Annotated in this window: 32 protein-coding genes, 1 other RNA gene and 1 pseudogene; 6 read left to right on the forward strand and 28 right to left on the reverse strand. The window is 38.8% G+C overall.

What is annotated here, in order from left to right:
- Nucleotides 1-8 precede the first annotated feature (8 nt).
- Both PY091_RS05165 and PY091_RS05170 read right to left on the reverse strand, forming a co-directional pair.
- Nucleotides 9-278 (reverse strand): hypothetical protein, encoded by a 270-nt coding sequence (locus tag PY091_RS05165; RefSeq protein ID WP_275648630.1) that lies wholly within the window; start codon nt 276-278, stop codon nt 9-11.
- 80 nt (nt 279-358) lie between these two features.
- A complete protein-coding gene (locus PY091_RS05170; protein ID WP_275648631.1) occupies nt 359-1,564 on the reverse strand; it encodes an NAD(P)-dependent oxidoreductase in 1,206 nt (401 codons plus the stop codon).
- Between the two features lie 324 nt (nt 1,565-1,888).
- Between PY091_RS05170 and ssrA the strand changes: the two genes are divergently transcribed.
- Nucleotides 1,889-2,288: a transfer-messenger RNA gene (ssrA, locus tag PY091_RS05175) on the forward strand.
- A gap of 71 nt (nt 2,289-2,359) precedes the next feature.
- On the opposite strand, the gene PY091_RS05180 is transcribed toward ssrA, so the two are convergent.
- A complete protein-coding gene (locus PY091_RS05180; RefSeq protein ID WP_275648632.1) occupies nt 2,360-2,932 on the reverse strand; it encodes a hypothetical protein in 573 nt (190 codons plus the stop codon).
- Between the two features lie 18 nt (nt 2,933-2,950).
- On the reverse strand, nt 2,951-3,103 hold the full coding sequence (locus PY091_RS05185) for a hypothetical protein (protein WP_275648633.1): 153 nt from the start codon (nt 3,101-3,103) through the stop codon (nt 2,951-2,953).
- Between the two features lie 120 nt (nt 3,104-3,223).
- On the opposite strand from PY091_RS05185, the gene PY091_RS05190 reads away from it, so the two are divergent.
- On the forward strand, nt 3,224-3,517 hold the full coding sequence (locus PY091_RS05190) for a helix-turn-helix domain-containing protein (protein WP_275648634.1): 294 nt from the start codon (nt 3,224-3,226) through the stop codon (nt 3,515-3,517).
- On the opposite strand, the gene PY091_RS05195 is transcribed toward PY091_RS05190, so the two are convergent.
- Complete coding sequence (locus tag PY091_RS05195) at nt 3,508-4,188, reverse strand: hypothetical protein (protein WP_275648635.1); 681 nt, start codon at nt 4,186-4,188, stop codon at nt 3,508-3,510. The genes PY091_RS05190 and PY091_RS05195 overlap by 10 nt on opposite strands.
- Before the next feature lie 69 nt (nt 4,189-4,257).
- Here PY091_RS05195 and PY091_RS05200 point away from each other — a divergent pair, with 69 nt between their 5' ends.
- Nucleotides 4,258-4,722, forward strand: a complete 465-nt coding sequence (locus PY091_RS05200) for a hypothetical protein (RefSeq protein WP_275648636.1) — start codon at nt 4,258-4,260, stop codon at nt 4,720-4,722.
- A gap of 17 nt (nt 4,723-4,739) precedes the next feature.
- On the forward strand, nt 4,740-4,985 hold the full coding sequence (locus tag PY091_RS05205; RefSeq protein ID WP_275648637.1) for a hypothetical protein: 246 nt from the start codon (nt 4,740-4,742) through the stop codon (nt 4,983-4,985).
- 97 nt (nt 4,986-5,082) lie between these two features.
- On the opposite strand, the gene PY091_RS05210 is transcribed toward PY091_RS05205, so the two are convergent.
- The 13 genes from PY091_RS05210 to PY091_RS05270 form a co-directional block, all read right to left on the reverse strand.
- On the reverse strand, nt 5,083-5,622 hold the full coding sequence (locus PY091_RS05210; protein ID WP_275648638.1) for a DUF6169 family protein: 540 nt from the start codon (nt 5,620-5,622) through the stop codon (nt 5,083-5,085).
- Nucleotides 5,623-5,950: 328 nt separating this feature from the next.
- Nucleotides 5,951-6,175 carry a hypothetical protein gene (locus PY091_RS05215; protein ID WP_275648639.1) on the reverse strand — a complete coding sequence of 75 codons (225 nt, stop codon included), beginning with the start codon at nt 6,173-6,175 and terminating at the stop codon, nt 5,951-5,953.
- Nucleotides 6,172-6,471: a hypothetical protein gene (locus PY091_RS05220; RefSeq protein ID WP_275648640.1), complete on the reverse strand. Its 300-nt coding sequence runs from the start codon at nt 6,469-6,471 to the stop codon at nt 6,172-6,174. The genes PY091_RS05215 and PY091_RS05220 overlap by 4 nt, the downstream gene beginning before the upstream one ends.
- Entirely contained in the window at nt 6,464-6,703 is a 240-nt protein-coding gene (locus tag PY091_RS05225) for a hypothetical protein (RefSeq protein WP_275648641.1), read from the reverse strand. Before PY091_RS05225 ends, PY091_RS05220 begins: the two co-directional genes overlap by 8 nt.
- On the reverse strand, nt 6,700-7,011 hold the full coding sequence (locus PY091_RS05230; protein ID WP_275648642.1) for a hypothetical protein: 312 nt from the start codon (nt 7,009-7,011) through the stop codon (nt 6,700-6,702). The genes PY091_RS05225 and PY091_RS05230 overlap by 4 nt, the downstream gene beginning before the upstream one ends.
- Before the next feature lie 32 nt (nt 7,012-7,043).
- Nucleotides 7,044-7,394 carry a hypothetical protein gene (locus PY091_RS05235; protein ID WP_275648643.1) on the reverse strand — a complete coding sequence of 117 codons (351 nt, stop codon included), beginning with the start codon at nt 7,392-7,394 and terminating at the stop codon, nt 7,044-7,046.
- A gap of 3 nt (nt 7,395-7,397) precedes the next feature.
- Entirely contained in the window at nt 7,398-8,009 is a 612-nt protein-coding gene (locus PY091_RS05240) for a hypothetical protein (RefSeq protein WP_275648644.1), read from the reverse strand.
- 38 nt (nt 8,010-8,047) lie between these two features.
- Nucleotides 8,048-10,243 (reverse strand): hypothetical protein, encoded by a 2,196-nt coding sequence (locus PY091_RS05245; protein WP_275648645.1) that lies wholly within the window; start codon nt 10,241-10,243, stop codon nt 8,048-8,050.
- 129 nt (nt 10,244-10,372) lie between these two features.
- On the reverse strand, nt 10,373-10,762 hold the full coding sequence (locus PY091_RS05250) for a hypothetical protein (protein WP_275648646.1): 390 nt from the start codon (nt 10,760-10,762) through the stop codon (nt 10,373-10,375).
- A complete protein-coding gene (locus tag PY091_RS05255) occupies nt 10,759-11,658 on the reverse strand; it encodes a hypothetical protein (RefSeq protein ID WP_275648647.1) in 900 nt (299 codons plus the stop codon). The genes PY091_RS05250 and PY091_RS05255 overlap by 4 nt, the downstream gene beginning before the upstream one ends.
- A 91-nt stretch (nt 11,659-11,749) precedes the next feature.
- The gene (locus PY091_RS05260; protein WP_275648648.1) at nt 11,750-12,031 is read right to left on the reverse strand and encodes a MerR family transcriptional regulator; all 282 of its coding nucleotides are present in this window, start codon (nt 12,029-12,031) and stop codon (nt 11,750-11,752) included.
- A gap of 86 nt (nt 12,032-12,117) precedes the next feature.
- Complete coding sequence (locus PY091_RS05265; protein ID WP_275648649.1) at nt 12,118-13,062, reverse strand: hypothetical protein; 945 nt, start codon at nt 13,060-13,062, stop codon at nt 12,118-12,120.
- 1 nt (nt 13,063) lies between these two features.
- Nucleotides 13,064-14,347, reverse strand: a complete 1,284-nt coding sequence (locus PY091_RS05270; protein WP_275648650.1) for a tyrosine-type recombinase/integrase — start codon at nt 14,345-14,347, stop codon at nt 13,064-13,066.
- 392 nt (nt 14,348-14,739) lie between these two features.
- Here PY091_RS05270 and PY091_RS05275 point away from each other — a divergent pair, with 392 nt between their 5' ends.
- Nucleotides 14,740-15,006 (forward strand): Arm DNA-binding domain-containing protein, encoded by a 267-nt coding sequence (locus tag PY091_RS05275; protein WP_417956672.1) that lies wholly within the window; start codon nt 14,740-14,742, stop codon nt 15,004-15,006.
- A gap of 506 nt (nt 15,007-15,512) precedes the next feature.
- On the opposite strand, the gene PY091_RS05280 is transcribed toward PY091_RS05275, so the two are convergent.
- Genes PY091_RS05280 through PY091_RS05290 form a run of 3 tightly spaced genes read right to left on the reverse strand, consistent with a single transcriptional unit; the run spans nt 15,513 to nt 16,955 of the window.
- Nucleotides 15,513-16,436, reverse strand: coding sequence for a HipA domain-containing protein (locus PY091_RS05280; protein ID WP_275648652.1), 924 nt, complete (start codon nt 16,434-16,436; stop codon nt 15,513-15,515).
- A complete protein-coding gene (locus tag PY091_RS05285) occupies nt 16,429-16,743 on the reverse strand; it encodes a HipA N-terminal domain-containing protein (protein WP_275648653.1) in 315 nt (104 codons plus the stop codon). Before PY091_RS05285 ends, PY091_RS05280 begins: the two co-directional genes overlap by 8 nt.
- Complete coding sequence (locus tag PY091_RS05290; protein ID WP_275648654.1) at nt 16,740-16,955, reverse strand: helix-turn-helix domain-containing protein; 216 nt, start codon at nt 16,953-16,955, stop codon at nt 16,740-16,742. The genes PY091_RS05285 and PY091_RS05290 overlap by 4 nt, the downstream gene beginning before the upstream one ends.
- A 449-nt stretch (nt 16,956-17,404) precedes the next feature.
- Here PY091_RS05290 and PY091_RS05295 point away from each other — a divergent pair.
- Nucleotides 17,405-17,803: pseudogene (locus PY091_RS05295) on the forward strand (site-specific integrase); the annotation flags it as partial.
- 34 nt (nt 17,804-17,837) lie between these two features.
- Here the strand turns inward: PY091_RS05295 and PY091_RS05300 are convergent.
- The 7 genes from PY091_RS05300 to PY091_RS05330 form a co-directional block, all read right to left on the reverse strand.
- The gene (locus PY091_RS05300; protein ID WP_275648655.1) at nt 17,838-19,691 is read right to left on the reverse strand and encodes a SulP family inorganic anion transporter; all 1,854 of its coding nucleotides are present in this window, start codon (nt 19,689-19,691) and stop codon (nt 17,838-17,840) included.
- A 101-nt stretch (nt 19,692-19,792) separates the two neighbouring features.
- Entirely contained in the window at nt 19,793-20,194 is a 402-nt protein-coding gene (locus PY091_RS05305; protein ID WP_220114114.1) for a hypothetical protein, read from the reverse strand.
- Nucleotides 20,191-20,610 carry a GreA/GreB family elongation factor gene (locus tag PY091_RS05310; RefSeq protein WP_275648656.1) on the reverse strand — a complete coding sequence of 140 codons (420 nt, stop codon included), beginning with the start codon at nt 20,608-20,610 and terminating at the stop codon, nt 20,191-20,193. Before PY091_RS05310 ends, PY091_RS05305 begins: the two co-directional genes overlap by 4 nt.
- Before the next feature lie 72 nt (nt 20,611-20,682).
- Nucleotides 20,683-21,975 carry a Glu/Leu/Phe/Val family dehydrogenase gene (locus tag PY091_RS05315; protein ID WP_275648657.1) on the reverse strand — a complete coding sequence of 431 codons (1,293 nt, stop codon included), beginning with the start codon at nt 21,973-21,975 and terminating at the stop codon, nt 20,683-20,685.
- A gap of 233 nt (nt 21,976-22,208) precedes the next feature.
- The gene (locus tag PY091_RS05320; protein ID WP_275648658.1) at nt 22,209-22,811 is read right to left on the reverse strand and encodes an MCP four helix bundle domain-containing protein; all 603 of its coding nucleotides are present in this window, start codon (nt 22,809-22,811) and stop codon (nt 22,209-22,211) included.
- Nucleotides 22,812-22,941: 130 nt separating this feature from the next.
- A complete protein-coding gene (locus tag PY091_RS05325; protein WP_275648659.1) occupies nt 22,942-23,409 on the reverse strand; it encodes a GreA/GreB family elongation factor in 468 nt (155 codons plus the stop codon).
- Nucleotides 23,410-23,615: 206 nt separating this feature from the next.
- Complete coding sequence (locus tag PY091_RS05330) at nt 23,616-24,944, reverse strand: sigma-54-dependent transcriptional regulator (protein WP_275648660.1); 1,329 nt, start codon at nt 24,942-24,944, stop codon at nt 23,616-23,618.
- Nucleotides 24,945-24,948: the final 4 nt, after the last annotated feature.

The raw sequence follows: 24,948 nt of genomic DNA on the forward strand, positions 1-24,948 counted from the left end.
AGACTTTTTTAGGCCACCGAAGAAAATGAGGTGCCGTTAATGGCTTGATCAAAGTCGGGCAATAGTTTGCGAATATATTTACTCGGGGTCTTGTCTGAGATAGTCACCCACTTTTTATCAACATTCACATCAAAATGGAAAGTGGAAAAGTCGGTATCAACATCCAATCGGGACAACAAGAACCGCATAATCCTTGGCCTTAAACTGTATTCCATATCGATACAGGCTCTTTGCATTGCTGGATTGTCATCTCCAGAAAATACCCAATTGAACTTCACTGGCGTTTGAAAATTAGGAGGTACAATATACTAAAAAACAATGCATTACCAATTTTTGACGATTGTTTTTAGGTCGTTGGTCATTCTTTGCCGTCAACATAGTCCTGAAGGTAGGCATATCGGCGGGTCAGTTTGCCATTTTGGGTCATACGGGCCCTATCGAGCACACCATCCTTATCGTTGTTAAAAAACGATGGAATCACATGTTTGGAAAAGGCCTCGCCAAAACCAACGCTTGCATCCCTTGGCAATTCGCAAGGCAGATTGTCCACGGCCATCACTGCAATGGCATTTTCTGATTTAAAATCGACCTCTGTTTCGGATTGTGGATCATAACCATAAATAGGATCTGCAATAGTAGATGGCCTAATGGTTGTGGCTACTGGTCCATCGATATCGCAACTGACATCTGCCACCACCTTTATGTTGAAGTCAGGTTGTTTGGCATCTTCCCGGGTAAAGAGATAAGGAGCGCCATCTCCATAAAAATGTCCTGCAATGTAAAAATCGGTCACCTTGGCAAAACGGAAAAAGTCAGACTTATAGGCCTCGGGGTTTTGAAAAAAATCAGCTTTGTTTCCACGTACTCCATCCTTGCGTTTATTGTATTCCGAAGCATCTATCTGACAATATACAGGATAGTTGAAATCTTCTTTTAAATATTCTGAGACGCCAACTTGTTCCAATCCCATGGCATCGAGCATTTCTTTGGTGCCATTGCCCACTCTTCCTTTTCCTGTGAGCAGTATTTTGATGTTGGGCAGTTCTATTTTTTTAAGCTCGGTAATCAAGGCCTGCTGGTCCAACAGGGACTCTGCTTTTGGCAATTGATACAAATTATACTTTAAGCCATACGCCCTAAACCCATTATAGGCACCAACAATCCCAGCATAACGACCAAATGCCACCAAACGGGCACCCTTGGCATTTGTAATGACCTCATGGTCGTACATTTCTATATTTTTGTCCAAAATCGCGCGGAGCAGCTCGCGATTATAGGGTTGCTTTTTAATGGTATGGGAAAAGAAAAAATACTTTTTGTTGGGAATCAGTGCATCAATAGGAACTTCTTTAACTCCGAGCAATACTTCACAATCCTGCATATCGGATACCACTTTGAGTCCCTTATCGGCGTATTCCTTATCGGCGAAAACCCTGATGGGTGATGATTCGACCAATATTTCGGCATTTGGAAATTTTGAAAGGACATTTTGACATTCCTCTGGTGACAGTACCACTCTGCGATCGGGCGGATTTTTACGCTCCCTGATGATTCCGAACTTCATAGATTATTTTGGTATAATTGTTGACCAAAATAAGAGGAAAAGGCAGGGTTACCAAACTTTTTATTGTTTGATGGATATGCGTTACCTTTGCCGACCGTGTTAGGAATAGTGGCAGGTACCATGTACGGCCGATAGCCAGACCGAAATGTTGCAAAGCAATATTTTGGTAACGCCCATACTTCGACTGCACTCAGTGCAGGCCAAGTTCTTTGATAAAAAAGTGAGTAAATGTTTAGGCCCTTCGACGTAGTTTATGCTGAGCGTAGACGAAGTACTCAGGGCATAATTCGTTTACGGTAAGCAAAGCTTTACCTAACTCATTATGGGGCCGACCGGTTTTGACAGCAAGACCAATGGCGATGTAAGCATGCCGAGCGCTGGGATATAGCTCGTAAATCTCATGTTTCACACTTTTAATTGGCGAAAATAACTACGCTCTTGCCGCATAATCTGAATTATAGTAAGATGTGCCTCGTCCCTACAAGGTAGGGAAGCGAGATGTTCCTGAATAGCCCTTGTTGACGGCGATTCGTTTAGGAGCACCAAAAAAGTCAACACAAGGGTGTCCGCTCGCTTTGGCGACACCTCTAAAACCTAAAGAAGATAAGTGTATGTTAGGCCGTATCTGGTCAGGCATGCATCGAAAATTAAGCAGATACTAAGCATGTAGAAAGCATGGTTATTGCTTGTTTGGACGAGGGTTCGAATCCCTCCGGCTCCACTAGATACCCTCGTAAGTACATTGTTTACGGGGGTTTTAAATTATGGTTGACTTTTTAGTTGACTCTTTTGTATTTAGGCCACCTCTAAGGCCGCACTACCCTTTCTCATCATTCCAAGCCAGTCATTTAAGGAGTTGATAAACTTATCATAAGGCATTAGACCCTCGTTGAAGTAAGATTGGTGATGGGCGAAAATGTCCCTAAAATCTTCATCATTTAGTTGGTTAAACGCCCTTACCTCTTCCTCACTTGTTCCAAGTACTAAAAATTCAACTTGTTGTGGAAAATAAAAATCCAAATGGGACAAAGATGAAATTGCCATTCTAAGTTCTTCAAGTTTTTTGGTTTCCAAGAAGTACCGTTTGCGTTGGTCATCGTTAAACTTGGTTTTTTGGTTCAAAACCATATCCAATACGACATGAAATATTTCAATATCGATTCTTATAGGGCTTTCCATTTCTTCTAATAGAATATTGGCCTTGTGAATCTCCTGGACAACCCCCAAGGTATTTATGGCTGTTTTAAACCGTTCAATATCCTTTTCGTTGTTGTGTTCTGAATGGCTTACCATAAAAGCATTAAAAAACCCGTTCTTGTTAAATTTGTCGATAGCATATTTCATGCCTTCATCTGATAATACGATCATAATCTTTTGTTTTAAGTGTTATAGTTTAAATGATTTAAGTTTCATTCTTAGAAGCGAAGTTTTTTTGTTCAATTCAATAGCCCCTTCATCGGTAGGGTTTTGAAAGTGTGAATAGGCAGAATCCCAAACGGAATCGAATAAGTCACCTACTTGGTTTTGTTGATTTCTCATGGTTAAAATGTTAGTAATCATTTGATTTGTTTTTCAAATGTAACCATTACTTCTATATTATACAATCAATACTTATATTTTAACATTTTTTAAAAGCATTATTTGTATTATCTTTGGGATATGTTACGAATTGATGAGATTTTAAAGGAAAAGAATATATCTAACCTGGAGTTTGCGGAAATGTTGGACGTTTCTCCGACCTCGGCAAGTGCTTTTAAAAGTGGCAGGACGAAACCCAAATTTGATACCCTTGTTAAAATGGCCGAAGTTTTGGATGTAGATATAAGGGAACTGTTTCACCCAACTAAAGGGGGTGAGCTTTTAAATGGGTTTGTCCAATACAAAGACAAGGTTTATACAATCAATAACAAAAAGGACTTAGAAGGGCTGTTAGCGGCAATTAATCAATCATAGGGAAATTCCGTGTCGTGGATTAAAAAGTATTTTTCTTCTTCTGAATCCTCATTTAAAACTACCTCTTTGAAAGTTCCATCAACGTGCATACAAAGTATTTCTTCGCCTCTGTGCATAAATATCTCAACCAATTCAATTTTTAGAGCCTCTAGGTCATAAGTTAGCCCGGCAGCGTAAACAGTTTTCCCGTATAGGTCTGGATTAGCATGATGATAGCTTATGTGCCAAAAATCTTCCCCTGTCGCATTGTGAATACCCAATATAAGTGATAATTCCTGTTCTTCCTTATCATCCAATAAGGGCAGTAGCTTATCGTAAAAATCAGTTGTTGCATAGGCAAATTCCATAAGATCAGCGACATCATCCGGCCTCAAAAACATTGCTTGCCCAGGGTCGGTAATACACTCTTCCGCATAATCATAAAGATCATCTAAATCGTAAACCAAATATGACCTATCCTTATATTGTGAAATCATTGGGCCGGATTTAGATTTTCCTTTAAATGGTTTAATCTTGAAATCGTCCAAGGTGCAGCCCAGAGCGATAGTGAAGGCTTCTGTATATTGCTTTAAATCAGTCAAAATGGTTAGGTTTTGCTTATTAAAACTACAAAATTTCCGTTTCCTTTGTTTGATTTTATTTAATTCTTTGTGTCTTTTACGGGATTTCATTTGTAAGATTATTCCTTGATTTATACATTTAAAGGAATTCCCCCCCTTTTTAATTCAAACACTACAAAAATGAAAAAACTATTATTAGTTGCATTGCTTTTTATATCATGTTCAAAAAGCGATAATGAAGGTACAAATCAAGGCTCCTTAGATCCAATCATTGGAGATTGGACAATTATTGAGTCCGGCGGAGCTTTAAATGATGGAGAGACCTTTAAGGAGTCAATGCCATGCAGTAATGCCCAAAAACTTCATTTTTACCAGGATAATCTGTTTGAATTAGAGATTTGGTGGGGTGATGGCAATGGCGGGTGTGATTTTGATCGTATTCAAGAAGGTGAGTGGATAAAAACAACCCGAAGCGATTATCCAGGGGCTAATTATAGACTCATATATTATGAAATACCCGGCTATTTGGACAGAGAAACTGGTTATCCAAAAATTTCTTTTGAAGGAAACAACATGACAATTCGCTATGATTATGAAGAAAGTAGTTATTTTAAATACTCTTACAAGACATATACTAGGGAATAAAGACTTACAAAATAAACATGGGGTTGTTGATTATAATATTGCTTTTTATAGGATTACCAGTTTTAGGCTACTTTCTATTTACTGGCCTATTTGATGCTATTTTTGGCAAAAGCGATAATGACCCCTACTCACCATCAAAACCAACTAAAATAATAGATAAGTCTGTCCATCATCATTATCATGATAATAGACAAATCCATGTGGATGGAGAAAATTTTGAATCATTAGTGGATAAGGACAAAAACCACCAAAATGAGGCTTAGAATCAACCAATAAGTCAACTGATACTGTTAACTACTGATATTCAATATTTTAAATTGCATTTAGTGGAGACGGGAGGTATTGAATTAAAACTTGAAGCTATTCCTTTATATTGTTCATGAATTCTATTTCATCTCTATAAGAAGCTACCATACTTTCTTCGTCATATACATCTGGGTTAAATATTATACAAGTATGGATTTCATCCGTAGGGGTAGTTATGAGATGAGGAAAGGCTAATAAATGACCATTACTATAACTTGTGTACCACCTTTTAAATTTGTTCTGACGACTTCTTCCCTTACCATCAAGATTATCACAAACGTATGTAATAACCTCATGAGGATTATTGATAACATATGTTTCAATAATGTGACATATGGTTATACCGACTTTAAAATCAATTGGAGGAAGATTTTCAGTATTACAAAATACACTAATAGTCCTAATGACCTCCACCCCAGAAAAATCAAATGGAAAATGGTCAAACCTCACACCATATTCAAATCCTGAGCTTGAACTAAACAAAAAAAGAGGGTGATCAACACCCTCTCCTTGATGATATTCATAAATATTATTATTCAGCAACTTTGATTTCTCCGTTTTTGATTTTACGGCACACCTCTTTATTGCGCTCACGTTTTTCTAACATCATTTTATAGAAAAACTGACCGACCTTTTCAGAAGTCTTTATTTCTTTTGTAGATTTCATGAGTGTTTTAGCCTAGTGTTTATTAATACAAAAGTACTATTATTAATAGTATTACACAATACGTTTAACAACATAAAGTAACACATTTACAACATATTATAGCGAAAAACATACCAAAATGCAACATATTTAACACTAACTTATAGAATTGTCAATAATAATACCAGTCATTTCATATATAAGACTCTGAAAATCAATAAATATTACATTAAAACATAGTTTTTTTGATATGTTGCATCAGTGTTACATCAAAAACTAAAGAACAACCATCCCCCAACCCAGGAACAATCGCTCAACATCCTTTATCCTGAATAAGAGACTTCCCTCTTCTTTTGGCTCCAAGTATTTTAAAGCTACCTTTCCCGCTGCCCTGGTGAGTTTTCCGTAACCATTAGATTCTTGAATCAAATAGAATGGTGTATAAAACTCTTCAGAAGCCTGTAGTTCTTCCAAAAATTTTAATTCATCTTCCTTTTTCATAGCATCCCATTATTTTCGATTCTTTTTAACTCCCTATCAGTTGGAACGGTTCCATCAATTTTGATTTTGTGCTTGTTATAGTGAGTGATTTGTCTAATTATCTTATCCATAAAACCATCCGGCAATTCTACCACTTTTTCACGCCCATTACCAAGTTTCCATCTATCTACAATCTGTTGGAGTTTGGCAGTTACATCATTAGTTAGCTTCCAAAAGTCAACTCTCCAATTAATCGGCTGCTCCTTTTCAAGTTGTTCAAGAAAATCCAATTCCTTTTTTGCTAAATCCTTATCCATGGTCACCTCTTCTGATTTTTCCTATTATTTCATCAAACCCATTCTCAACATCGTCTGTGTTGAAATACTTTTTACCATCAACCACCTCATATTCAAAATAACCCGCTGCTATATCTCCAACTTTGCTGTTTACGAAAAAACCTGTGTCTCCATTCAATGCCAAAAACAATGGGGGCCATTTTTCAATGCTTTCAATTTCCAACGCTTCCAATAGTTTCAATTCGTCGTTCATGACACTTTTTTAAGTTTTGATCTTAATTCCTGAATTCTTTCCCTTCTTTCCTCTGGGGTCATCATAAGAAGTTCTTCAACCGTTGATACCTCCTGAAATTCGGTACGGCTCAACTTTGGCAAGGAATATTCTAAAAGTTTCACAATTGTATCAACCCGCTCTTTCCCTGATAGTTCCTTTAGATCATTTTGGATTTTATCCCAATTGTCATCAATTAGGTTTTCAACCCTGGCACGTAACGCCTCTGTTTTTTTATTGGGGGTGCCTTTACGACGACCCCCAAACTTTTTACCTGTTGTATTTGCCATTTTCTTCCAAACTACTTTAAACTACTTTAGTTTTAAATGAAAGCCTCTCTAAAGGCCTTATAATCGCTTTTGTACTCTGAGCCAGTAAGAGACGTACCAGTGTTCTCACGCTTCCAGATGTTCTCAAATACCTTTACGCCATTAAACTTGTCCTTTATTTGGATTTGGTTTCCCATAGATGGGGGGACCACTAGCCCACTCCATTGTTTTGCCAAATGTTCAGCTGCACTTGAATACATATCTAGTTTGCTCACAAGCTTAATGGATGCATCTTCAATAAACGCCTCTCGTCTTTCCTCTATTGGGTCTGTTCCATCAGTATTGTGCTCCTTGGCCGTTTCCCAAATAATAACCTCCGCTTTTCTTTTCATTTCCTTTTCCATGACCTATAAATTTTTGATTCCTGTTGCACTTGGAGAAAATCCTTTATCGGTAACATTTACCACTTTAAGTATTTTGGATACTCGCTCTTTGCCTTCGAAGTTTGCGTTATGAAAGCCTAATTTCGAAGGAATCCAACGGTATTTATTGAAAAGTTCTGAAAGTTCCTCGGCAAACTTCAAAGCTTCCTTCTGTTTGTCCGTATTGGCTATAATTGCATGTTTCGATTTAATTGCTTGGTGGCCTTTTTCCGTTATCTCAAACCATGCTCCATTCAAGGCGGAATATTCTAAAAATTTATGCCTTTTGGATGCTACTGTTAAAAGACTTTCCAATGGTGAAGGGTCAACTCCCATGGCTTCATAATTAAACTCTTTGGTTGCATTTGGGAATGGGAACTTTGCCTTTAACTTTTCCAAGACAAAATCATAGCCCTTTTCAAGAATTTCCCTCCGTTGTTTTTCTGTTGGTTTTTCTCCAAAGAAATCATCAACTGCTTGGAACGCCTCATTGATTTCATTGACCTTTTTTGATTCTTGTTCGGTCATTATCCGAACACCATCACGATTGTACCCTAGTACCGGGTCTTTAACTGCTGTTTTTGCTTCTGCTGTCATTATTAAAAAATTAAAATTAAACTCTGTTTATATTGTTGTTAGATATTGTTGACCTCTACCAGTTTATGTTTGCCCTCCTTGTTTGCATCGACCTTTACCAACCTGAAATACTCTATACCATCCCCGGTATCTACTGCGACCATCCCAAACCAGTTAGGAACACCCTTTGTTTGTCCGGTAATGATTTCCTCCAATTCATCACTTACTTCCAAATCAAAATCGACACTTATAGGCCTTATCCTTGGTTTATCCAGCCTTGAATGTGGAATGGGTGCATCTTCCCTCAAAAGAGCTTCATTCTCCCTCTTGCTTTCAAAAGAGCTGTTACAATTACTTGAATTGAAGTAGATGTATTCAAGTGGATAGTGATACAATCCCACATTAATTTCAGAAGAATGATTTAGGAGAAACCTTGCGGGCGTAAATTCTAGATTAAAGGCGGTGCCCACTTTATAGATATTCTTTGGCTCCTCTTCAAAATCGTAATGCTGCCATTTCTTGATATAGTACCCTGTTCCTGATTTATAGCAATCAACCACCAATAAATCACTATCATATTGCGTATCCTCATCGGGGAACTCTGAAAATGGTTTTCGCCTTGCCAGTTCTATATCAACGTCACCCAATCTGTACGGGCTTAGGTATTCATAAACCGATTCACTTTTATTGTTCACGGTTGACCAGCTTGCCTTGCCGGAAATTGACTGAAGCCCAGCTACCTCTTCATAGTTATCCCCTCCCTTGTCACTACCTAAAGTGATTGACTTATAGAAGTTGTCTTTTAATGTTTTCCTTTCTAAATCCGAAGATGGTTGTAGATATGTGGTAGTCCTTTTACCGTATTCATCCTCACTTACCTCTGCATACTTGATGCCTATAAAGTTCTGTTGGGTATAGGTCAAGAGTTCTACCCTCATACGCTCTTTATTTCCCACCTTTTCAACCCACCATGCAATGGGTCTTATTGCGTACAAGTGCTTTAAAAAATCCTCCAATGAAGTGGTAAACTGTATCTTTCTTTCCTCATCCGTTCCCTCTTGTATGACATCAGGGAAGTTCCTTGCCCAAAAACCGTTAGTTACCAAGTGGCCTTCCCAAATACCGTTATCTTCCATTTCTGAACAGTAGAAAGCATTGGATTGTCCAGTGATCTTAGCCACCAGTCTTTCACCTAGTGTTTTGTAGGTCAAACAGTTCATTGCAGAAGCCGGAAAAGTTGAATCCTCTCTTATTTCCAAAGTTGTATTGTAGTACTCGTATTTGATGCCGTCCAAGGTGTCAGAGAAAACTCCGAATGTGATATAATCCCCTTGTTGCACTTCTAAAGGATAGTTGTTGAAATCAAAACTTGCAGTGTTCAATAATGCCGTTGAAATACTATCAAGTGGTATCACTTCTTTTTTTTCAAAACCTCCATTGCCATCATCCCTGTATCTTAAAATATCAAGTCTTAAAGTTCCGGGCCAAGGCGTGTCCACCATTTGAAGTTCTATTCGACCGTTTAATTTCAGAACAGTGTCAAAGTCTGCACCGCTTACCAAAAATCCCGCAAAAAGATCACCTCCAATGAAATTGGCCCATGTATCATTAGCAATTCCCCAACGATATTCAAATACACTTTGAAGATCTACCTTATCAGAGTTTTCATAGATATTGAATGGAACCGTTTTGGCTTCGGTAGTATCGCCTCCACTCACTGGATGGTTTACCCTAGTTCCATCTTCAACTTCCATTTTTGAGATTCTCAAGATATCCCTGCCATCCACTTGAACAGTAGTTCTGTTCAAGTCAGGTAAAATCTTTCCGTTTGAGGCCGTATTATCAACTAAATCAAATTCATCAGATTTTTTGGAGTCAATTACTTTATACAAACCTCCTTCTGTTGCCTTCACTTTAGCCGTGTTCCTGTTAAAGCTTAGTTCACCCAGGTTTAAATATGTTTCAGAAATGGTTCTCCAACGTTCATCAAGTCTGTACTTTGATTTAATGTTACGTTGTAGTATCAAATCTTCGGTAACTCCCTTTGATGCGTATTGCCTGATAAGATATTCCCTACCCTCATTATAAAATTCAAGGTTATTGGATTTTGTTTTTAGAAATCCTTTGGAATTACCATCCCTTTCATAAATATTACGGATTCCATCATCATAGTTGATGGGTTCCGGAATAGACACCTTACCCAAGGTCTTGGATATGAATTTGTAATCGACGTTGTTGGAATATCCTTGATTCATATTTCTAATTTTTGATTTAAAGCACGGTTCAATACATCCCGACTATTGTTTACACTATTTATTTCACTAATTTTCAATCTCTTATATTTTTGGTTGACGTTTTAGTGGATATGATTCCATTTTTTAGGGCTATCTATACAAATCATCATTATCACTTTTATTCCATGCAAAGCTCAATTCTATCTCCAGTAATCTTCTTTGTTCCTCCAAGCCTCTTATTTTGGAGCTTACAAGGTTAGTAGCATATCGCTGTAATCGAATAGCAGTATCACTCCTTAACCTAAAACCTATCGCAATCACTTCATTCAAGTCGTAAACTTCCGTTTTGTACTGTTTGCCATCATTAGCAGTATGGCGGATTTTCGCCCCACTGATTAAGCCGTCTTGTTTAAGGGTGTTAATGTTATCTGCTAATGTCTTTCTCGGGACCTCGTACAATTGTTCTATCTGTACTCGAGTAGCATAAGTCTCTTTACCGGACTTGATTCCGAAGTTTTCAAACGCTTTTATCTCCTTCATTTCTCAACTTGCTTTTTTTTGTTACCTACTGTAAGCATATCTATAGGGGTAATGATTGGACTACCTTCTAGAACAATACCTTTATAACCTTGAAACAATCCTCCATAAAGCAAAAAGTCCTTTTCATTTGCTAAAAACTTGGAATCCCTAACATTTGGATATTTCAACTTAAACTGTCTCTCTTGTTTGATCATTCCCAGTTCCATAAGTTTCGTTTTGAAGTTTTTACCACTATTGATATTACAATCCGAAGCTAAAACACTATCTTTGAGTATCTTATGAAAGGACAGATTGGAGATTGTGCTAGTTGAACGGTATTTGTTTTGTAATCCCCTCAACGTTATTCCTTTGCGATACAACTTTTTCCACAACCTGTAATCGCTTTTGGATAGACGTCTGTTCCGGGAACATGCTTCCAGTACCTCTATCCGTTTAGCCTTCTTTCCAATCTGCCTCTCTTGTTTTCTTAATCTTGAATGCACCCGTACATAAGCGACACAAATCTTAGTGTCCGTAAATTTTTCGTGTACCTGGATAGGGATTATTTTCCTCCTTCCTAATCGTGGTAGGTTTGTATCGCTCCATTTTCGGCTTCTTATTGCTATGTTGCCATTTTCATGGATTTGAAGCAGACCAATTTCCTGCAATTGTGGTAGGTACTTACCGATAGTAGTGCGGGACAGACCCGTAACATCTTGTATCAATGCAACCGGGCCTTTCTTCCCCACTTTCTTTATGACTTCGTTTGATTTGTAAGCTCTTAGTGTCGCTAAGAATGCAACTAATCCATCACCACCTTCACAAAAGAGAAAATCATACTCAATATTGGTTAATAAAACCCTTTTGAAATCGAGTTGTTTTTTTTGCGTAAATCCTTTACTATCTGTATCTTGCACTTGTAATTAATGATTTATTAATAACGACTTTACGGGTTTGACCCCTAAGGAATACTAGATGGACACAAAAGGCTGCTTCGGCAGTCTTTTTTTATGCAGTTCGTTTATATTTTAGGGATTTAGCCTCTTTACAGACCCTATTGAATTCTTCAGCGGTTATGAAGTACTTTCTACCCAGCTGTTTTGCGTTAATAACTCCCTCTTTGATTTTCCTGCGGATAGTTTGTACTCCCATCGGAGTATTATCCGCTAAATCCTGTGGTGAATAATGTTTGATTTCTTGTTCTTCGGGAAGCCTATCCACTATTAACTGGATTGAAGATTTTAGGCCCCGGATTTCTTGAAGTAACTCTAAATGTGGATTGTATTCCATTTTTCCTCGAATTTTTGTTCTTATTCGAGGTCTAAAGTATAATAGGGGTTATTGAGTGATTTGTATTTCTGTATTAATACAAAAATTTAAATAAAAGAGAAGTCAAATTTATCTTTATTGTAGAACCATTCACCTTCTTTAAAATCAGAGAAAGGCTTCATGTTGTTCTCTTTGTAGTCTTGATTGAAGTTTTCGTTAATCAATCGAGCATATTCTTTATTGGTAAGATTTACAAGCATACCTTTTTCATGACAAATACAAAGAAATTTAGTCCAAAACATTTTCTTCTTTTTATCAAACCCATCTTTAAAATGATGCTTAATCAAATCAGATTCTATTTTTTCTCCATGTGATGAAAACATATCAGAAAATTTCTCAACTCCTTTCTTAGGCCCACGCCCCACCTTCTTTCTTTTGAATTTATCAGGAAATTTTTCCATTAAATTTTCGATATACCATACAACACATGAATGAAAACCGTATTCATATAATACCTCTGGCATTCCTTTAGTGGGCACATAAGACTTAACAAATACAGAACCTTTTTGAACACCTTCAATTAAACTAACTTCTTTTTTGTTGTAGAAATACAAGATAGATTCTAGATACTCGGGTGAATAGTTCTTAAGAAAACGCTCTTCACTTAATTCCAAATTTTCAATACAATACACCATACCCCTGGTATATCCAGCTACATAGGCTGATTTAAAATATCCTATTGATGATATACTCATATGCCCATCAACAATATCCCCGGAAAAAATGGAATTATCATTCTCAAAAAGACAAGCTACCTTGGGGTGATATATTGGTGTTCCTTTTTGATTATAAGTCTGGGGTTTGCTATTGTTTTGGATATAGTAACACGCCTTTCCTTGAGCATGAAGTTTTTCCCATTCATTATACTTTTCGTTTGTAATATGTTCAGGTCTAGCATAAAATTTTCTCAAATCCACAAAGTGATCAGGGCTTCTCAAAAATGTTGACATTTTTTCATCCATTTCTTTTAAGAGAGGTTCAAACTCTGACATATTAATCCACTTTTTTCAATGGTTCATAACTAACTTTAAATACATCTTTAACCGCCTCTGACCTTGCAGCATCATCTACCTGATAATACTGGTTAAGTGTTTTCATATCGCTGTGGCCGCTTATAGAGGCTATAAGCTTATCACTAAAGCCTTTTTTCTTCATCATGGTAATAAATGTTCTTCTGGCTGTATGTGAGCTTATACGCTTATAAAATGGCATAACTTCTCTAATGCTTTCTTTTCCTTTGGTGACTACCTTTTCAACATCATGGGTGTATCCGGCAGCCTCAAAAACATCCTTAATGTACTCGTTATGTTTTTGATTAGCTATTAACGGCAAATCGTAGTTGTATTTCTTTAAAATGAATAAAGCTAGGTCGTTCAAAGGAATCCTTCTAACTTCTTTCTCTGAATTCTTTTCCTCTTTAAGGTGTACCTGTCCATCAACGATATTTTCCAGTGATATAAGCTTTAATTCACCAAATCGCATCCCTGTAACACAAGCAAAGACAAATACATCCCTTATCCTTTCTAGACTCTTCTTTTTAAAGTCATGTTTCATGAGCTTGTCAAGATCCTTTAAGTCAAGTGCTATTTGGTTGGTTATTACCACTTTCATCTTTTTTAATTTTTTAAAATCATCTTTGTAGGTGTATCCATTACCCAAAGCCCAGCCCATAAATGTCTTAAATAGTCCAACATTTCGGGAAAAGGTATTATTTATCTGATTTTTTTGATTGATGCAATAATCCGTAAACTCAGCATGAAATTTATTATCAATAGAATTAAAGGACAAAGTAAACTTCCTATCCCTTTCAAATTCTTGAAGTATATTTTTGATATTATCATACCTTTTAACTGTGCTTGGCGACCAATCTCCGATTTTCTTCTTAAAGTCCATGAATTCATCATAAGCATCGAAGAATGAGTTCCCCGCATTCTTCAATCGCTTGAATTCTTTATCAAATTCATCCTTTAGGACTTTGGAAGTGAAATCCCTATCCATCGACTTACAAATGGCCTGTAGTTCCTCAAATTTATCCTTGTAACGGTTTATCTGCATCCGAATGGATGAAGCTACCTTTGAGCGGTTGGAACCATGTAAAAGTGGTTGACGGTTCTTAAAGTCCCAACTTTTTGGGGCTATACGTTCACCTGTAGAATAGATAAAACGTTTACCCTCATTCTTGAAGTTACACCTGAAAAGTATTAGTGTTTCTTTGTTTGAGGTTTTCCCCTTGCCCTGTGGTTCCTTTAAAACGAATGTTGATCTTAATGTTGACATACCAGTTGTCTTTTTAGTTGACCTTTTTTTTATAATTAAATATAAAAGCCAACCATAATAAAGATAGTTAAGACCCTGTTTTTAGGCTATTTAAAGGCTTGGTATTTATCAAACCTTTATCAACATTTAAATGTTACAATACCCTCCGGCTCCACTAAAACACCATCAAAACAACACATTAAACCTGTAAATCGCTGATTTGCAGGTTTTTTTATTTTATTTAGTTTCATTTAAACTCAAATGAAATCAGTTTAAAAGGAACCAAATCGATACCCATTCTAAAAATTAAAAAAAGGTATCGATTTCTCTGTAATTTATTCTTTTTTAATAGTTTACAAAACTCCATAGAGTTATTTTTCATACCTTTATTGACATAAATCGATACCCAAAATATGTCAAATTCATTTGCAGTCTTATTTTACCTTAAAGACAAACGGCTCGACAAGAACGGTAAAGCCGGACTATACCTAAGATTAACAGTGAATGGGCAGAGATCTGTCATTAGTCTCCACAGAAAGATTGACCCTGAAAAATGGGAACATAGAAATTTTTGTTGCAAACAATGGAAGTCCCTTACCAGAAGTTTTCCAATATGGCACTGGACTTCAAAACACCATAAAAAGATTGCAAAACCTTTATGGAAACAACTATTCGTTTAGTATCAATAATCAATTGTCCCAAAAAGGGGTAATCACAAAACTTGCATTCCCAATAAAAACCAATGGATAAATTTGGCCTGTTATTTAAGTCCGATTCAAGGAATAATTACAATGCCTTTCAATCTAAAACTTAGATTGATCATTTAACCAAAAACACTTCTTACCTACCCCTTGGTTCTCTTTTGATTTTTTGATGGCATCAGGGTGTTTCTAAAACAAGCTGCCATTATAAATTCCATCTTGCAGAGTGTCCTTATAATTTACAAACCACCTGGACACTGTAGGGATCATGCAAATCCATGAAACCTCATTTTCAAATACATTAAATACATCCTTGCTGATGTACACTTGTTACCACCCTCCATACAGTTGTTACAAAAAGCATACATAATCGGAAAAAATCCGATTATCTAATAATGAAATGACAATGTGAAGTTGTATATATGGAACAAAAACTTCATTGGAAAGTACATCGATTTGATCTTAAGACACCAATAAATGAATCGTTAAAACAATTTCAACCGAAGATCCAGGATTTGCAAATACTTTTCCTTCATGTCATCGGAAAGAAAAGAAATCGATATTAAATCCTTCCATTCCTGTTTTGCCTGAAACACATCCTGAAGTATGGTTTCAATGGTTTTTTCGTTCAATTGCAATCGCTCCTTCGCATAATAATCCGTAAAGTCCGATGCCTTTAAATTACTTTTTTTTCCTTTCAGGGTCAATGCAATTTCTTCTTCAGGACTATTGATCGCAATGGAGGAGTTCAACAAATCGTAAGCAGGTGCCAGCGTCGTTTTGCCATTCTTTGTAATTAGGGAAAAGTTTTTAAGGTGCATGTCCTCGTTTCCAGTCACAAAACAAAAAACTATTCTTTTGAAGAATTCCACTTTCTCAACCACAGGAAACGTACAAAATTCCTCAATAACGGGTACCAATTTCTCCATACTAAAACGATACTTGGTATCTCTGGTATTTCCAGTCAATTGGGCAAAATCTTCCGTTGCATATTTTTTCCCTTGAGCATATCTGTCAAAACGCTTGATAAAATAGGACAGACTGCCATCCTTGCCATAAACCATTCCATGAAAGGGGACATTGATACCAAAAATCTTGGCCATGCGCATGGTCAAGTCCTCATTCTGAGGTAATTCCGGAAAGATATCATTTTGGGGTTTTATGATATAAGTACCAAATTGGTCAACAACTTTAAACTCTTGGTCGACTATGGAAATATTCGCACTTAATTTAGGCTGTACTCCCTGTATGGATAATTTCTTTGCCCTGTTTGCTGCCTCTCTCCTCAATTCCGAGGCTGTATAGGGCAAATCATTTAAACCGGTTAACTTGGCAGCAATCATTTTGAGACCTTTCTCACTATATTTTGCCGTACCGCAAGGTTCATATGTGATAGGGCACCTATTCATCTTCCATAGGTTTTACGGTTACTGCACCTACCAAATCAGCACCGGTGGCCATTAATTGGGAGAAATAATCATTGTGGTCAATTTTGGAAATCTTAAGTAGTCCTTCCAACATAATACCTTCAGGCAACAATCCTTCAAAAAAGGGAGGGAACCCATTAAAACTGAATTCCTTTTGATCAACGGGCATGGTCAATGAAATCGCCTGACCACTGTAATCATCATCATAGGTAAACATATACTCCTGAGGAGAGATTTCCGTTAAAACACCAGCCCTTTTTCCATGGGCATATACCACTGCCTTTCTCATACGTTTTCAGTCAATGGGCTTTTAAATTCCACTTCTATGTTCAATACCTGGAGCACGGCAAGGATGTTGCTCCAACGAACAGTCTCCTTATTTTTTTCGATATCAAAGACGGTTGTCTTACCTATACCGGCCAAATTGGCCAGTTCAAGCTGCGTCAGCCCTGCTTTCTTGCGGTGGTTTTTAACCATCAAACCTAAATCAAAATCCAACATTTTTTACCGTTTAAACAGTAAATATACGTATTTTATCAATTAAACAGTTGTTGAAAACAATTAATTTGATTATATTTACCGTTATAGCAGTAATTTCACCAATTAATATCAAGTTCTCAAGTTAAACTAGTGCAATGGCTAAATATTACCGCTAAAACAGTAATTTTACGAGATACTCATCTTTCCAAATCCTTATTTGAAAAAATTGACTAGAGGGGAAACACTGTATAATCGCACTTCCAGCCAAAGCTTACTATTGAACAGATTATTTATACTGTTTAAATAGACAGCATTTAAAAGAACCAATATTTAGACCATATGAATTCGGTCATTTTAAATCATATTTAATTGATAATTAAATATTTAATAATAAATTAACCTATTCGGTGAGCATAAAATTTCAAATGCCTTGAAACCCCAGCAAATAAAGGGTTTCCAGCGATAGGTTCTGGTGCCTCCGGACCAAAACAAAATCCAGATTGGGAATTCCACTACTCCCAACAGCCTTGGCCATCATTGAAAAATATGAAGATCATCCCAAAGTAGCCAATGGAGGTTGCGTGCTTCCAGTATTAAGCAACCAGAAATCCAATGCATATCTCAAAGAGATTGCCGACCTCTGTGCCATTAAAAAGAATTTGACGACCCATTTGGCCAGACATACTTTTGCTACAACCGTGACACTATCCAATGGCGTACCCATTGAAACTGTTGGGCAAATGCTTGGTCACAAAAATCTTCGTACGACCCAACATTATGCCAAAATCATTGATAGAAAAGTTAGCGAAGATATGGCTGTATTGAAAGAGGTTTTAGGTAAACCAGAATCGCCCTGCCTTGATTTTTAAATCCATGAAGGACAACTATCAACCATATCCTATTCTATGCATTTTTCTTAATGTAGGCAGTACATGCTGCAAAATCATCGAATATTTGGTCCTCGGGAATCAAAGACGGAATCAATTTCACCCGTTCCATCATATACTTGGGTTGTACCAAGACATGTACAAAAAGTACGGTGATACCTGCATTTTTAAGGTCGATCAATAAGTCTTCAAGGATATATAGCCCCGATTGGTCCAAATACTGCATGCGATCCATTCTGATCACTACTGTGGAAGCAGTTTTTGGTATTTGCTTCGCCAACTGTTGAAATTCACTTGTAAAGCCAAAAAACAAAGGGCCTTTCAAATGCTTAATAAAGACCTTTTTTTTGAGGTCCTCCGGAAAATCGACTTCGTCCGCCCAACCCTTTTCTTCCAACAGAGTTTTGACATCCGATCTTTTTGCTGTTAAGTCTCCCATTTTTTTCATGAACATTAAGGAAGCGATAACCAGGCCGATGCCGACGGCATATACCAAGTTCCATATGGATGACAATACCATGACCACCAACATGATCACTACTTCAGAACTAATTTTCAAAGGTCCGAACTTGATATCCCTCGGCAAATATGGCATTGCCCTAAGTCCTTTATAATCAATCACCCCTATACCTACGGTCACCAGAATACCCGCAAGTACAGCTGCAGGAATCTTGGATGCCACCGGGCCCAGTGCCAACAATACGATCAGCAAGAGAATCCCGGCAATCATACCCGACAATCTGGTCTTACCACCGGCATTGATATTGACCACGGTACGGATAGTCGCACCTGCACCGGGGATACCTCCAAAAATGGCAGCTATACTGTTACCTATACCTTGCCCCATCAATTCCTTATTGGGCTTATGCTGTGTTTTGGTCATGTTGTCCGCGACCACGGAAGTCAACAGTGAATCTATGGCTCCTAAAAGAGCCAGGGTCAAGGCCGTGAAAATATAGGGAGTTACCGAGGTCAATTTAAATTCACTAAAGATGTCCAAATGGGGAACGGGAAAACCGCTGGGGATTTGTTGGATAGGCCTGTAATCCAATCCAAATCCATAGGCCACCCCTGAAACGACCAACAAGGCCACTAATGCACTGGGAATGGCAGTCGTAATTCTTTTAAAGCCATAGATAATCAAAATAGTGGCCAAAGCCAGGGCAAGTTCCAACCAATCTATTTGCTGTAAAGCCCTTGGCAATACCTTGATCGTACCGATGACCCCGGAAGCATCTTTATTGGCCAAGGTTTGGGCCTCTTTCAGGATATTTTCCTCAGAGACCTCCCCGGCCCTATCCAGCGTTTCTTGAAAATCTTCAAGGACCAGTATACCTTCGTTCGATTCCTCATTTAGAATATTCTTGAGGATAACCTCTTCCGCCCGAGGTCTAAATTGATCTACAAATGCGGCATCCTCCTTTGGATAATAGCCAATGGAAGGTAACATTTGGGTGACAAGGATAATCACTCCGATGGCCGTCATAAAACCTGAAACCACGGGATATGGGATATAGCGAATGTATTTTCCAAGCCCTGCAAGGCCCAATATAATCTGTAGTAGTCCGGCCAATAGAAATACCAACAAAATGGCCGGCAATGCTTTCTCAAGATCACCATCGTTCATGGCTACGATACTGGCTACCACCACCATACTCACGGCGGTCATAGGTGCCGTGGGACCAGATATCTGGGTATTGGTACCACCAAACAAGGCGGCAAAAAAACTAATGAATATGGCACCGTACAGACCTGCACTGGGGCCCATGCCCGAGCTGACCCCAAAGGCCAGAGCCAAGGGCAGGGCCACAATGCCCGCCGTGATACCACCAAATAAATCTCCTTTAAAATTGGAAAAAAAATGCTTCATAAATATTTTGATTGTTTATCTAATGGACGAATGCCGCGGATATTTTTCCGAAGGCCTATCCCCCGGACATTCAAATTCTTGCTATCCGCTTATCAGTCCTTTTATTTTGGTCTTCTGTTAAACCGTTCCAAGATCTTGGAGAACAGCAATAATTTCATTTGTGCATAGCTTTTTAAATGCCCCATATAACCATCTCGATTTTTCTCATGGGTATTGAGATAATAGGCATCACATTCCATGGTATCGCATTCGATGGCATTCAACATGGTACGTTCGTAGCGGTACAATGTCCCCAATCGAAGTTGATTCTCCCTTTGGATCACCAAAAGCCTCTGATGCATGGAGGGATTCCCTAAAAACCGTTTTTCCAATTGGATCAAGTACTGCAGTTCTTCATTTATCCCTTCCATGGTCTCGGTCCAATTGGTTATTTCCAATTTGTCCTTTTTACTGATAATCCGGCTTATGGATTCATGAAAGTAGGGTCTGTTCACTGATTTCATAATACCATATTTATGTTGATGGACTCATTTTCCTGTTCGATATGCTCAATGGTCAATTTCTGGTTTCCCGATGGAAACTCCCATACCAAGGAATCCCCTTTGGCATAACCCATCACCGCGGCCCCCATAGGGGTCAAAATGGATATACGATTGTTCTTGACATCGCTTTTGCTGGGCAGGACCAACTTGAATTTCTTATGCCATCCATTTTCAGAGACAATGGTGACATTTGAGTTGAACCGTATGACATCCTTGGGCATATCATCCTCGTCTAAGATCTTGGCAGCCTCCAATTCACCAGCCAGCTTCCTTACAGATTTTCTCCACGTATTGTCCTGATGGTACCCAGAAAGGTTCATTAACCTTTTGAGAAGGACATATTCTTTTTTTTCAATCAACAAACTACTGTATTTCATAGTATCAATTTTAAAGCGTTATGGGATTTTGCCGATGTACTCCAGCCCTACCCTTGTTTTTTTATAAGTCCATTATGGAAAAATCCCCCTTTGGACATAGGTATCCTCTAGTCGCTCTATGGCAATGACAAAGGCAGCCGTACGCATGTCCAGATGCTTTGTTTCTGTTTTCTGTATAACCTTATTGAACGACTCCCGCATTTTTCTTTCCAGTTTCTCCAATACTTCGTCCAAATGCCATATTTCACCATTGCGGTTTTGCAACCATTCAAAATAACTACCTATCACACCACCAGAATTGCATAGGATATCCGGTATGATATCAATTCCACGCTTTAGTAAGATCTCCTCTGCCTGAACATCTGTTGGGCCATTGGCACCTTCGGCAATCAGGCTGGCCTTAATATGATGAGCATTGTTCACTGTGATTTGGTTACCCAAGGCCGCTGGAATACAAATGTCACAGTCCAAACCAAAGAACTCGGAATTCTCTATGGGACTTGCCCCTGCAAAGCCAGAGATACTGTCCTTATTTGCCTTTGCATAATCCAAGAGATCCTCCGGAGAAATGCCCTCATCGTTGTGGATACTTCCATAAGCGTCCTGTACGGCTGTCAGTATAGCTCCTTCTTTTTTCAGGAAATGAGCCGCCCAATAACCCACATTTCCAAATCCCTGTACAATGAATTTTTTATCCTTTAAATCAATCTTTTTATGTTGCGCCCAAAATTTTATGGTCAAGAAAACACCATAGCCCGTCGCCCGATCCCTTCCTTCGGAACCGCCGGCACCAATGGGTTTTCCCGTGACCACATGCAAGTTTTTCGAGCGTTCATTGGGAGATTTGGTAGACATATAGGTATCCAAGATCCAAGCCATGGTCTGAGGGTTGGTATTTACGTCCGGGGCAGGAATATCGAGTTCCGGTCCAATATTGTCCCCCAAAGCATAGGTAAACCTTCTCGTGATTCGCTGCAGTTCATCCTGGGAATATTTGGTGGGATCCAATTGTATCCCGCCCTTGGCCCCACCATAGGGCAAACCGGCCAAGGAAGTCTTCCAGGTCATCCACATGGCCAATGCCCTGGCAGCGTCGATATCCACTGTAGGGTGGTAACGCAATCCACCCTTATAGGGACCCAATGCATTGTTGTGCTGAACACGGTAGCCGGTAAAGATCTTTACCTCCCCATTGTCCATACGCACTGGAAAATGCACCACGAATTCACTGTTCGTCACTTCAAGGATCTTTCTAATGTTGGTGTTCAATTCAATAATATCCGCGGCATTGTTGAATTGGCGCATCACGTTGTCCAACATCCCTTGTTTTGGTTGCTTCTTTTTCGATGTTAACGTTGTTGTCATATTCAAATATTTAAGGGTACTGTGTACCTTTTTTTTATCATTAATACATTTCATCCGAAACCACTATGGTAGGTTCATTACCATCATCCATATGTTGGCGATATTCGTTACATAAGTTGATATTTGATCTATTACGGCTCAAAGCGCAATACGATCGGTGCGTACAGGTGGAGCATAAGCTCCGTACAAATTCATTCATGGGACTGTTTTTCATGTTTACTTTTAATTATTGATCAACGAATGGGATACAGTGTTTTGATGGGCTGAAAAACCAACATCAAAATAGACACCCCTATGACAATCATAAAGGCGATTTCCAGATTGGACAACATCTTATTGACGCTCAATGATTTTTCTGAGATCTGGGTGAGGTGTCCACTTTCTTCAATTTGAATTTCCTCAAGGGCATCCAAGGTTTTTTTGGTGCTGTGGATATGCACCAAAATTTTTGATTCGTTATCCTCCCCGTATATGCTCGATAGGCCTGCGGGACCATAAAATTGTTGACGCAAGCGCTTTAAAAAAGTTGCTTCTTCACGGGTCAGTTCGGTCGCGGCAAAATCGTCAAGGATGGCCTTGATTTGCCTATCCTGTTCATTGCTTTTTTCAATGTTTCCCGTTTCCAGCACCTCCACTTCCGTATCGTGCAGAAAATTTCTCAACTGATAGATATAGTCCTGAACGACCACACGATCGTCATGGATGGATTCAATCATTTTTTGTATCGTCGAAAAATGCCTACGGTCCACCAAATTGGATCCCAGCACCAAGAAAAAAGCCAATGCCAGTACAAACCCTACCAGTATGCGTTGTTTTAATGTCAATTTTGCGCTCATATCTTCCTTTTTTTTTAGGTACATCCTTTGTTTACAACTAGAGAACAACTACTTCCAGTATTGATCTTTCCAATGACCAATGTCAATTACACCTCCGGTTCATCAAGTGTTTCTTCCGTCGAATCCCATTTCAAAATATCACTAATTCCTTCTCGGAAATCGTCAGTCCGTTCCTGGCATCAACTTGCTGGACCTTGGTCAAACGCAAGGAAACAACATCGCTTGGCACCCCAAACCTAATAGTATCCCCTTTTGATAATCCCATCACGGTGCAGCCCAAACTGCTGAGTACTGAGACCTTGTCCCTCTCCAAATCAACTTCATCCGGTGGCACCAATTGAAAACACGCTTCGATACCCGATGAGCTGACAATCGAAACAATGGAATACAGTCGTACAATTTCGGATGGCATATTTGTTTCATTCATAATAGTGGCTTTCTGTAAATTTTCCCGCAACAAGGCCAATACATTGTCATGGGTATAATCTTCCACACCCAGTCCTCCTAGCAAGTACTTTTTAATCATCAAGAAATCATCCCTTTCCAAAACGAGGTTACCATATTTCAAAGAGTTTCTGACCATCATAAGTGTTTTCATATTACAGTGGTTAGGGAGGTTTTACCTCTGCCCAATCTGACTTAAAACTATTTGGTACACTACATGGCAAATGACATGCCTCAACGGACAAAAAGAAATAAACTCAATGTACACCCTTGATTATCAAGGATGAACGGGATTGAATAAAAAAGAATAAAAAATGAGTATCGGGTAATTTCTACCCACTTGGTAAGAAGTTGACCAAGTCAATCGAGCTTGTCCCGAAGTGTTTTTCGACTGATCTGTAAAATCTCCGCAGCTCTGGTCTTGTTTCCTTTGGCATGGAGCAGTACCCGTTTGATATATTTTCGTTCCATGTCCCTTAAGGGTATGAACCCCTCCTCGGGAAAGTCTATATCATATTTTAAAAAGTCAGGTAAGTCTTTGACATCAATCGGTCCATCCGCCATAATAACCGCTCGTTGTACCACATTTTCAAGTTCCCTTATATTTCCCGGCCAAGGATAGCGTTCCAATATCTTTAAGGCTTCGGTATCGATTCGCAATAAACGGTCCCTATACTCCATACCGTATTTTTGGAGGAACCGATCTACAAGTAAGGAAATATCGGATTTTCGTTGGCGCAGCGGGGGTACCTTTATCTCCACAACGGTCAAACGGTAATAGAGATCCTCTCGAAAGTTTTTTTTCTTGATTTCTTCCAAGAGATCCATATTGGTGGCCGCAACAATGCGGAGATCAACCTTTTCCGAAGTTCTGGAACCCACCTTGGTAATTTCCTTTTCTTGCAATGCCCTCAATAATTTGGTCTGCACACCCAAACAGGCGGTCCCTATTTCGTCCAAAAAGAGCGTACCCCCGGATGCTGCCTGAAAAAAACCGCTGCGGTCTTGGTCAGCACCGGTAAATGCCCCTTTGGTATATCCAAACAATTCCGCTTCTTGCAGGTTGTCCGGAATGGCCCCGCAGTTCACGGCAATAAAGGGGCCTTTACTGTATTTTCCCGAATAATGGATGGCCCGCGCCACCAGTTCCTTACCAGTGCCGCTCTCACCATGTATCAATACCGTTGCCCGGTTATCCTTGACCCTGTCTATAATGGAAAGTACTTGATTGAAGGCTGGGGATTCGCCCACCATGTCCTTGAACGGTAGGTTTTTCTTCTGGGATGGAACTGTTACAAGGGATACCTGTTGCACTCTCCCCTGTTCCAATGCTCTTTCCACGGCCATTTTGAGTTCTGCTTTTGTAAAAGGCTTGGTCATATAATCCATGGCACCGGACTTGATTACTTCCAAGGCGCCGTCAACGGATGGATATCCCGTAACCACCAATTTTGGCATACTGGGATAATGTTCGTTGACATACTTCAATAATTGAATGCCATCGACTTCCGGCATTTGAATATCCGTAATCAACAGGTCTATAGGGGTATCCTTTAATATAAACAAGGCTTCCTTAACCGATATCGCCTTAAAAACATGGTAGTCGAACTCTTTGAGCCTTCTTGCCAACAACTCTAAGATCTTGATGTCATCATCTACGATAAGAATGTTCTCTTTGTTCAATGGCATAGGC

Source organism: Flagellimonas okinawensis (assembly GCF_029194005.1).
Lineage (GTDB): Bacteria > Bacteroidota > Bacteroidia > Flavobacteriales > Flavobacteriaceae > Flagellimonas > Flagellimonas okinawensis.

Excerpts from the sequence above, each read along its gene's own strand:
- PY091_RS05170 (WP_275648631.1), bottom strand. The coding sequence starts at position 1,564 with ATGAAGTTCGGAATCATCAGGGAGCGTAAAAATCCGCCCGATCGCAGA.
- PY091_RS05180 (WP_275648632.1), bottom strand. The coding sequence starts at position 2,932 with ATGATCGTATTATCAGATGAAGGCATGAAATATGCTATCGACAAATTT.
- PY091_RS05185 (WP_275648633.1), bottom strand. The coding sequence starts at position 3,103 with ATGAGAAATCAACAAAACCAAGTAGGTGACTTATTCGATTCCGTTTGG.
- PY091_RS05190 (WP_275648634.1), top strand. The coding sequence starts at position 3,224 with ATGTTACGAATTGATGAGATTTTAAAGGAAAAGAATATATCTAACCTG.
- PY091_RS05195 (WP_275648635.1), bottom strand. The coding sequence starts at position 4,188 with ATGAAATCCCGTAAAAGACACAAAGAATTAAATAAAATCAAACAAAGG.
- PY091_RS05200 (WP_275648636.1), top strand. The coding sequence starts at position 4,258 with ATGAAAAAACTATTATTAGTTGCATTGCTTTTTATATCATGTTCAAAA.
- PY091_RS05205 (WP_275648637.1), top strand. The coding sequence starts at position 4,740 with ATGGGGTTGTTGATTATAATATTGCTTTTTATAGGATTACCAGTTTTA.
- PY091_RS05215 (WP_275648639.1), bottom strand. The coding sequence starts at position 6,175 with ATGAAAAAGGAAGATGAATTAAAATTTTTGGAAGAACTACAGGCTTCT.
- PY091_RS05220 (WP_275648640.1), bottom strand. The coding sequence starts at position 6,471 with ATGGATAAGGATTTAGCAAAAAAGGAATTGGATTTTCTTGAACAACTT.
- PY091_RS05225 (WP_275648641.1), bottom strand. The coding sequence starts at position 6,703 with ATGAACGACGAATTGAAACTATTGGAAGCGTTGGAAATTGAAAGCATT.
- PY091_RS05230 (WP_275648642.1), bottom strand. The coding sequence starts at position 7,011 with ATGGCAAATACAACAGGTAAAAAGTTTGGGGGTCGTCGTAAAGGCACC.
- PY091_RS05235 (WP_275648643.1), bottom strand. The coding sequence starts at position 7,394 with ATGGAAAAGGAAATGAAAAGAAAAGCGGAGGTTATTATTTGGGAAACG.
- PY091_RS05240 (WP_275648644.1), bottom strand. The coding sequence starts at position 8,009 with ATGACAGCAGAAGCAAAAACAGCAGTTAAAGACCCGGTACTAGGGTAC.
- PY091_RS05245 (WP_275648645.1), bottom strand. The coding sequence starts at position 10,243 with ATGAATCAAGGATATTCCAACAACGTCGATTACAAATTCATATCCAAG.
- PY091_RS05250 (WP_275648646.1), bottom strand. The coding sequence starts at position 10,762 with ATGAAGGAGATAAAAGCGTTTGAAAACTTCGGAATCAAGTCCGGTAAA.
- PY091_RS05260 (WP_275648648.1), bottom strand. The coding sequence starts at position 12,031 with ATGGAATACAATCCACATTTAGAGTTACTTCAAGAAATCCGGGGCCTA.
- PY091_RS05265 (WP_275648649.1), bottom strand. The coding sequence starts at position 13,062 with ATGTCAGAGTTTGAACCTCTCTTAAAAGAAATGGATGAAAAAATGTCA.
- PY091_RS05270 (WP_275648650.1), bottom strand. The coding sequence starts at position 14,347 with ATGTCAACATTAAGATCAACATTCGTTTTAAAGGAACCACAGGGCAAG.
- PY091_RS05275 (WP_417956672.1), top strand. The coding sequence starts at position 14,740 with ATGTCAAATTCATTTGCAGTCTTATTTTACCTTAAAGACAAACGGCTC.
- PY091_RS05280 (WP_275648652.1), bottom strand. The coding sequence starts at position 16,436 with ATGAATAGGTGCCCTATCACATATGAACCTTGCGGTACGGCAAAATAT.
- PY091_RS05285 (WP_275648653.1), bottom strand. The coding sequence starts at position 16,743 with ATGAGAAAGGCAGTGGTATATGCCCATGGAAAAAGGGCTGGTGTTTTA.
- PY091_RS05290 (WP_275648654.1), bottom strand. The coding sequence starts at position 16,955 with ATGTTGGATTTTGATTTAGGTTTGATGGTTAAAAACCACCGCAAGAAA.
- PY091_RS05300 (WP_275648655.1), bottom strand. The coding sequence starts at position 19,691 with ATGAAGCATTTTTTTTCCAATTTTAAAGGAGATTTATTTGGTGGTATC.
- PY091_RS05305 (WP_220114114.1), bottom strand. The coding sequence starts at position 20,194 with ATGAAATCAGTGAACAGACCCTACTTTCATGAATCCATAAGCCGGATT.
- PY091_RS05310 (WP_275648656.1), bottom strand. The coding sequence starts at position 20,610 with ATGAAATACAGTAGTTTGTTGATTGAAAAAAAAGAATATGTCCTTCTC.
- PY091_RS05315 (WP_275648657.1), bottom strand. The coding sequence starts at position 21,975 with ATGACAACAACGTTAACATCGAAAAAGAAGCAACCAAAACAAGGGATG.
- PY091_RS05320 (WP_275648658.1), bottom strand. The coding sequence starts at position 22,811 with ATGAGCGCAAAATTGACATTAAAACAACGCATACTGGTAGGGTTTGTA.
- PY091_RS05325 (WP_275648659.1), bottom strand. The coding sequence starts at position 23,409 with ATGAAAACACTTATGATGGTCAGAAACTCTTTGAAATATGGTAACCTC.
- PY091_RS05330 (WP_275648660.1), bottom strand. The coding sequence starts at position 24,944 with ATGCCATTGAACAAAGAGAACATTCTTATCGTAGATGATGACATCAAG.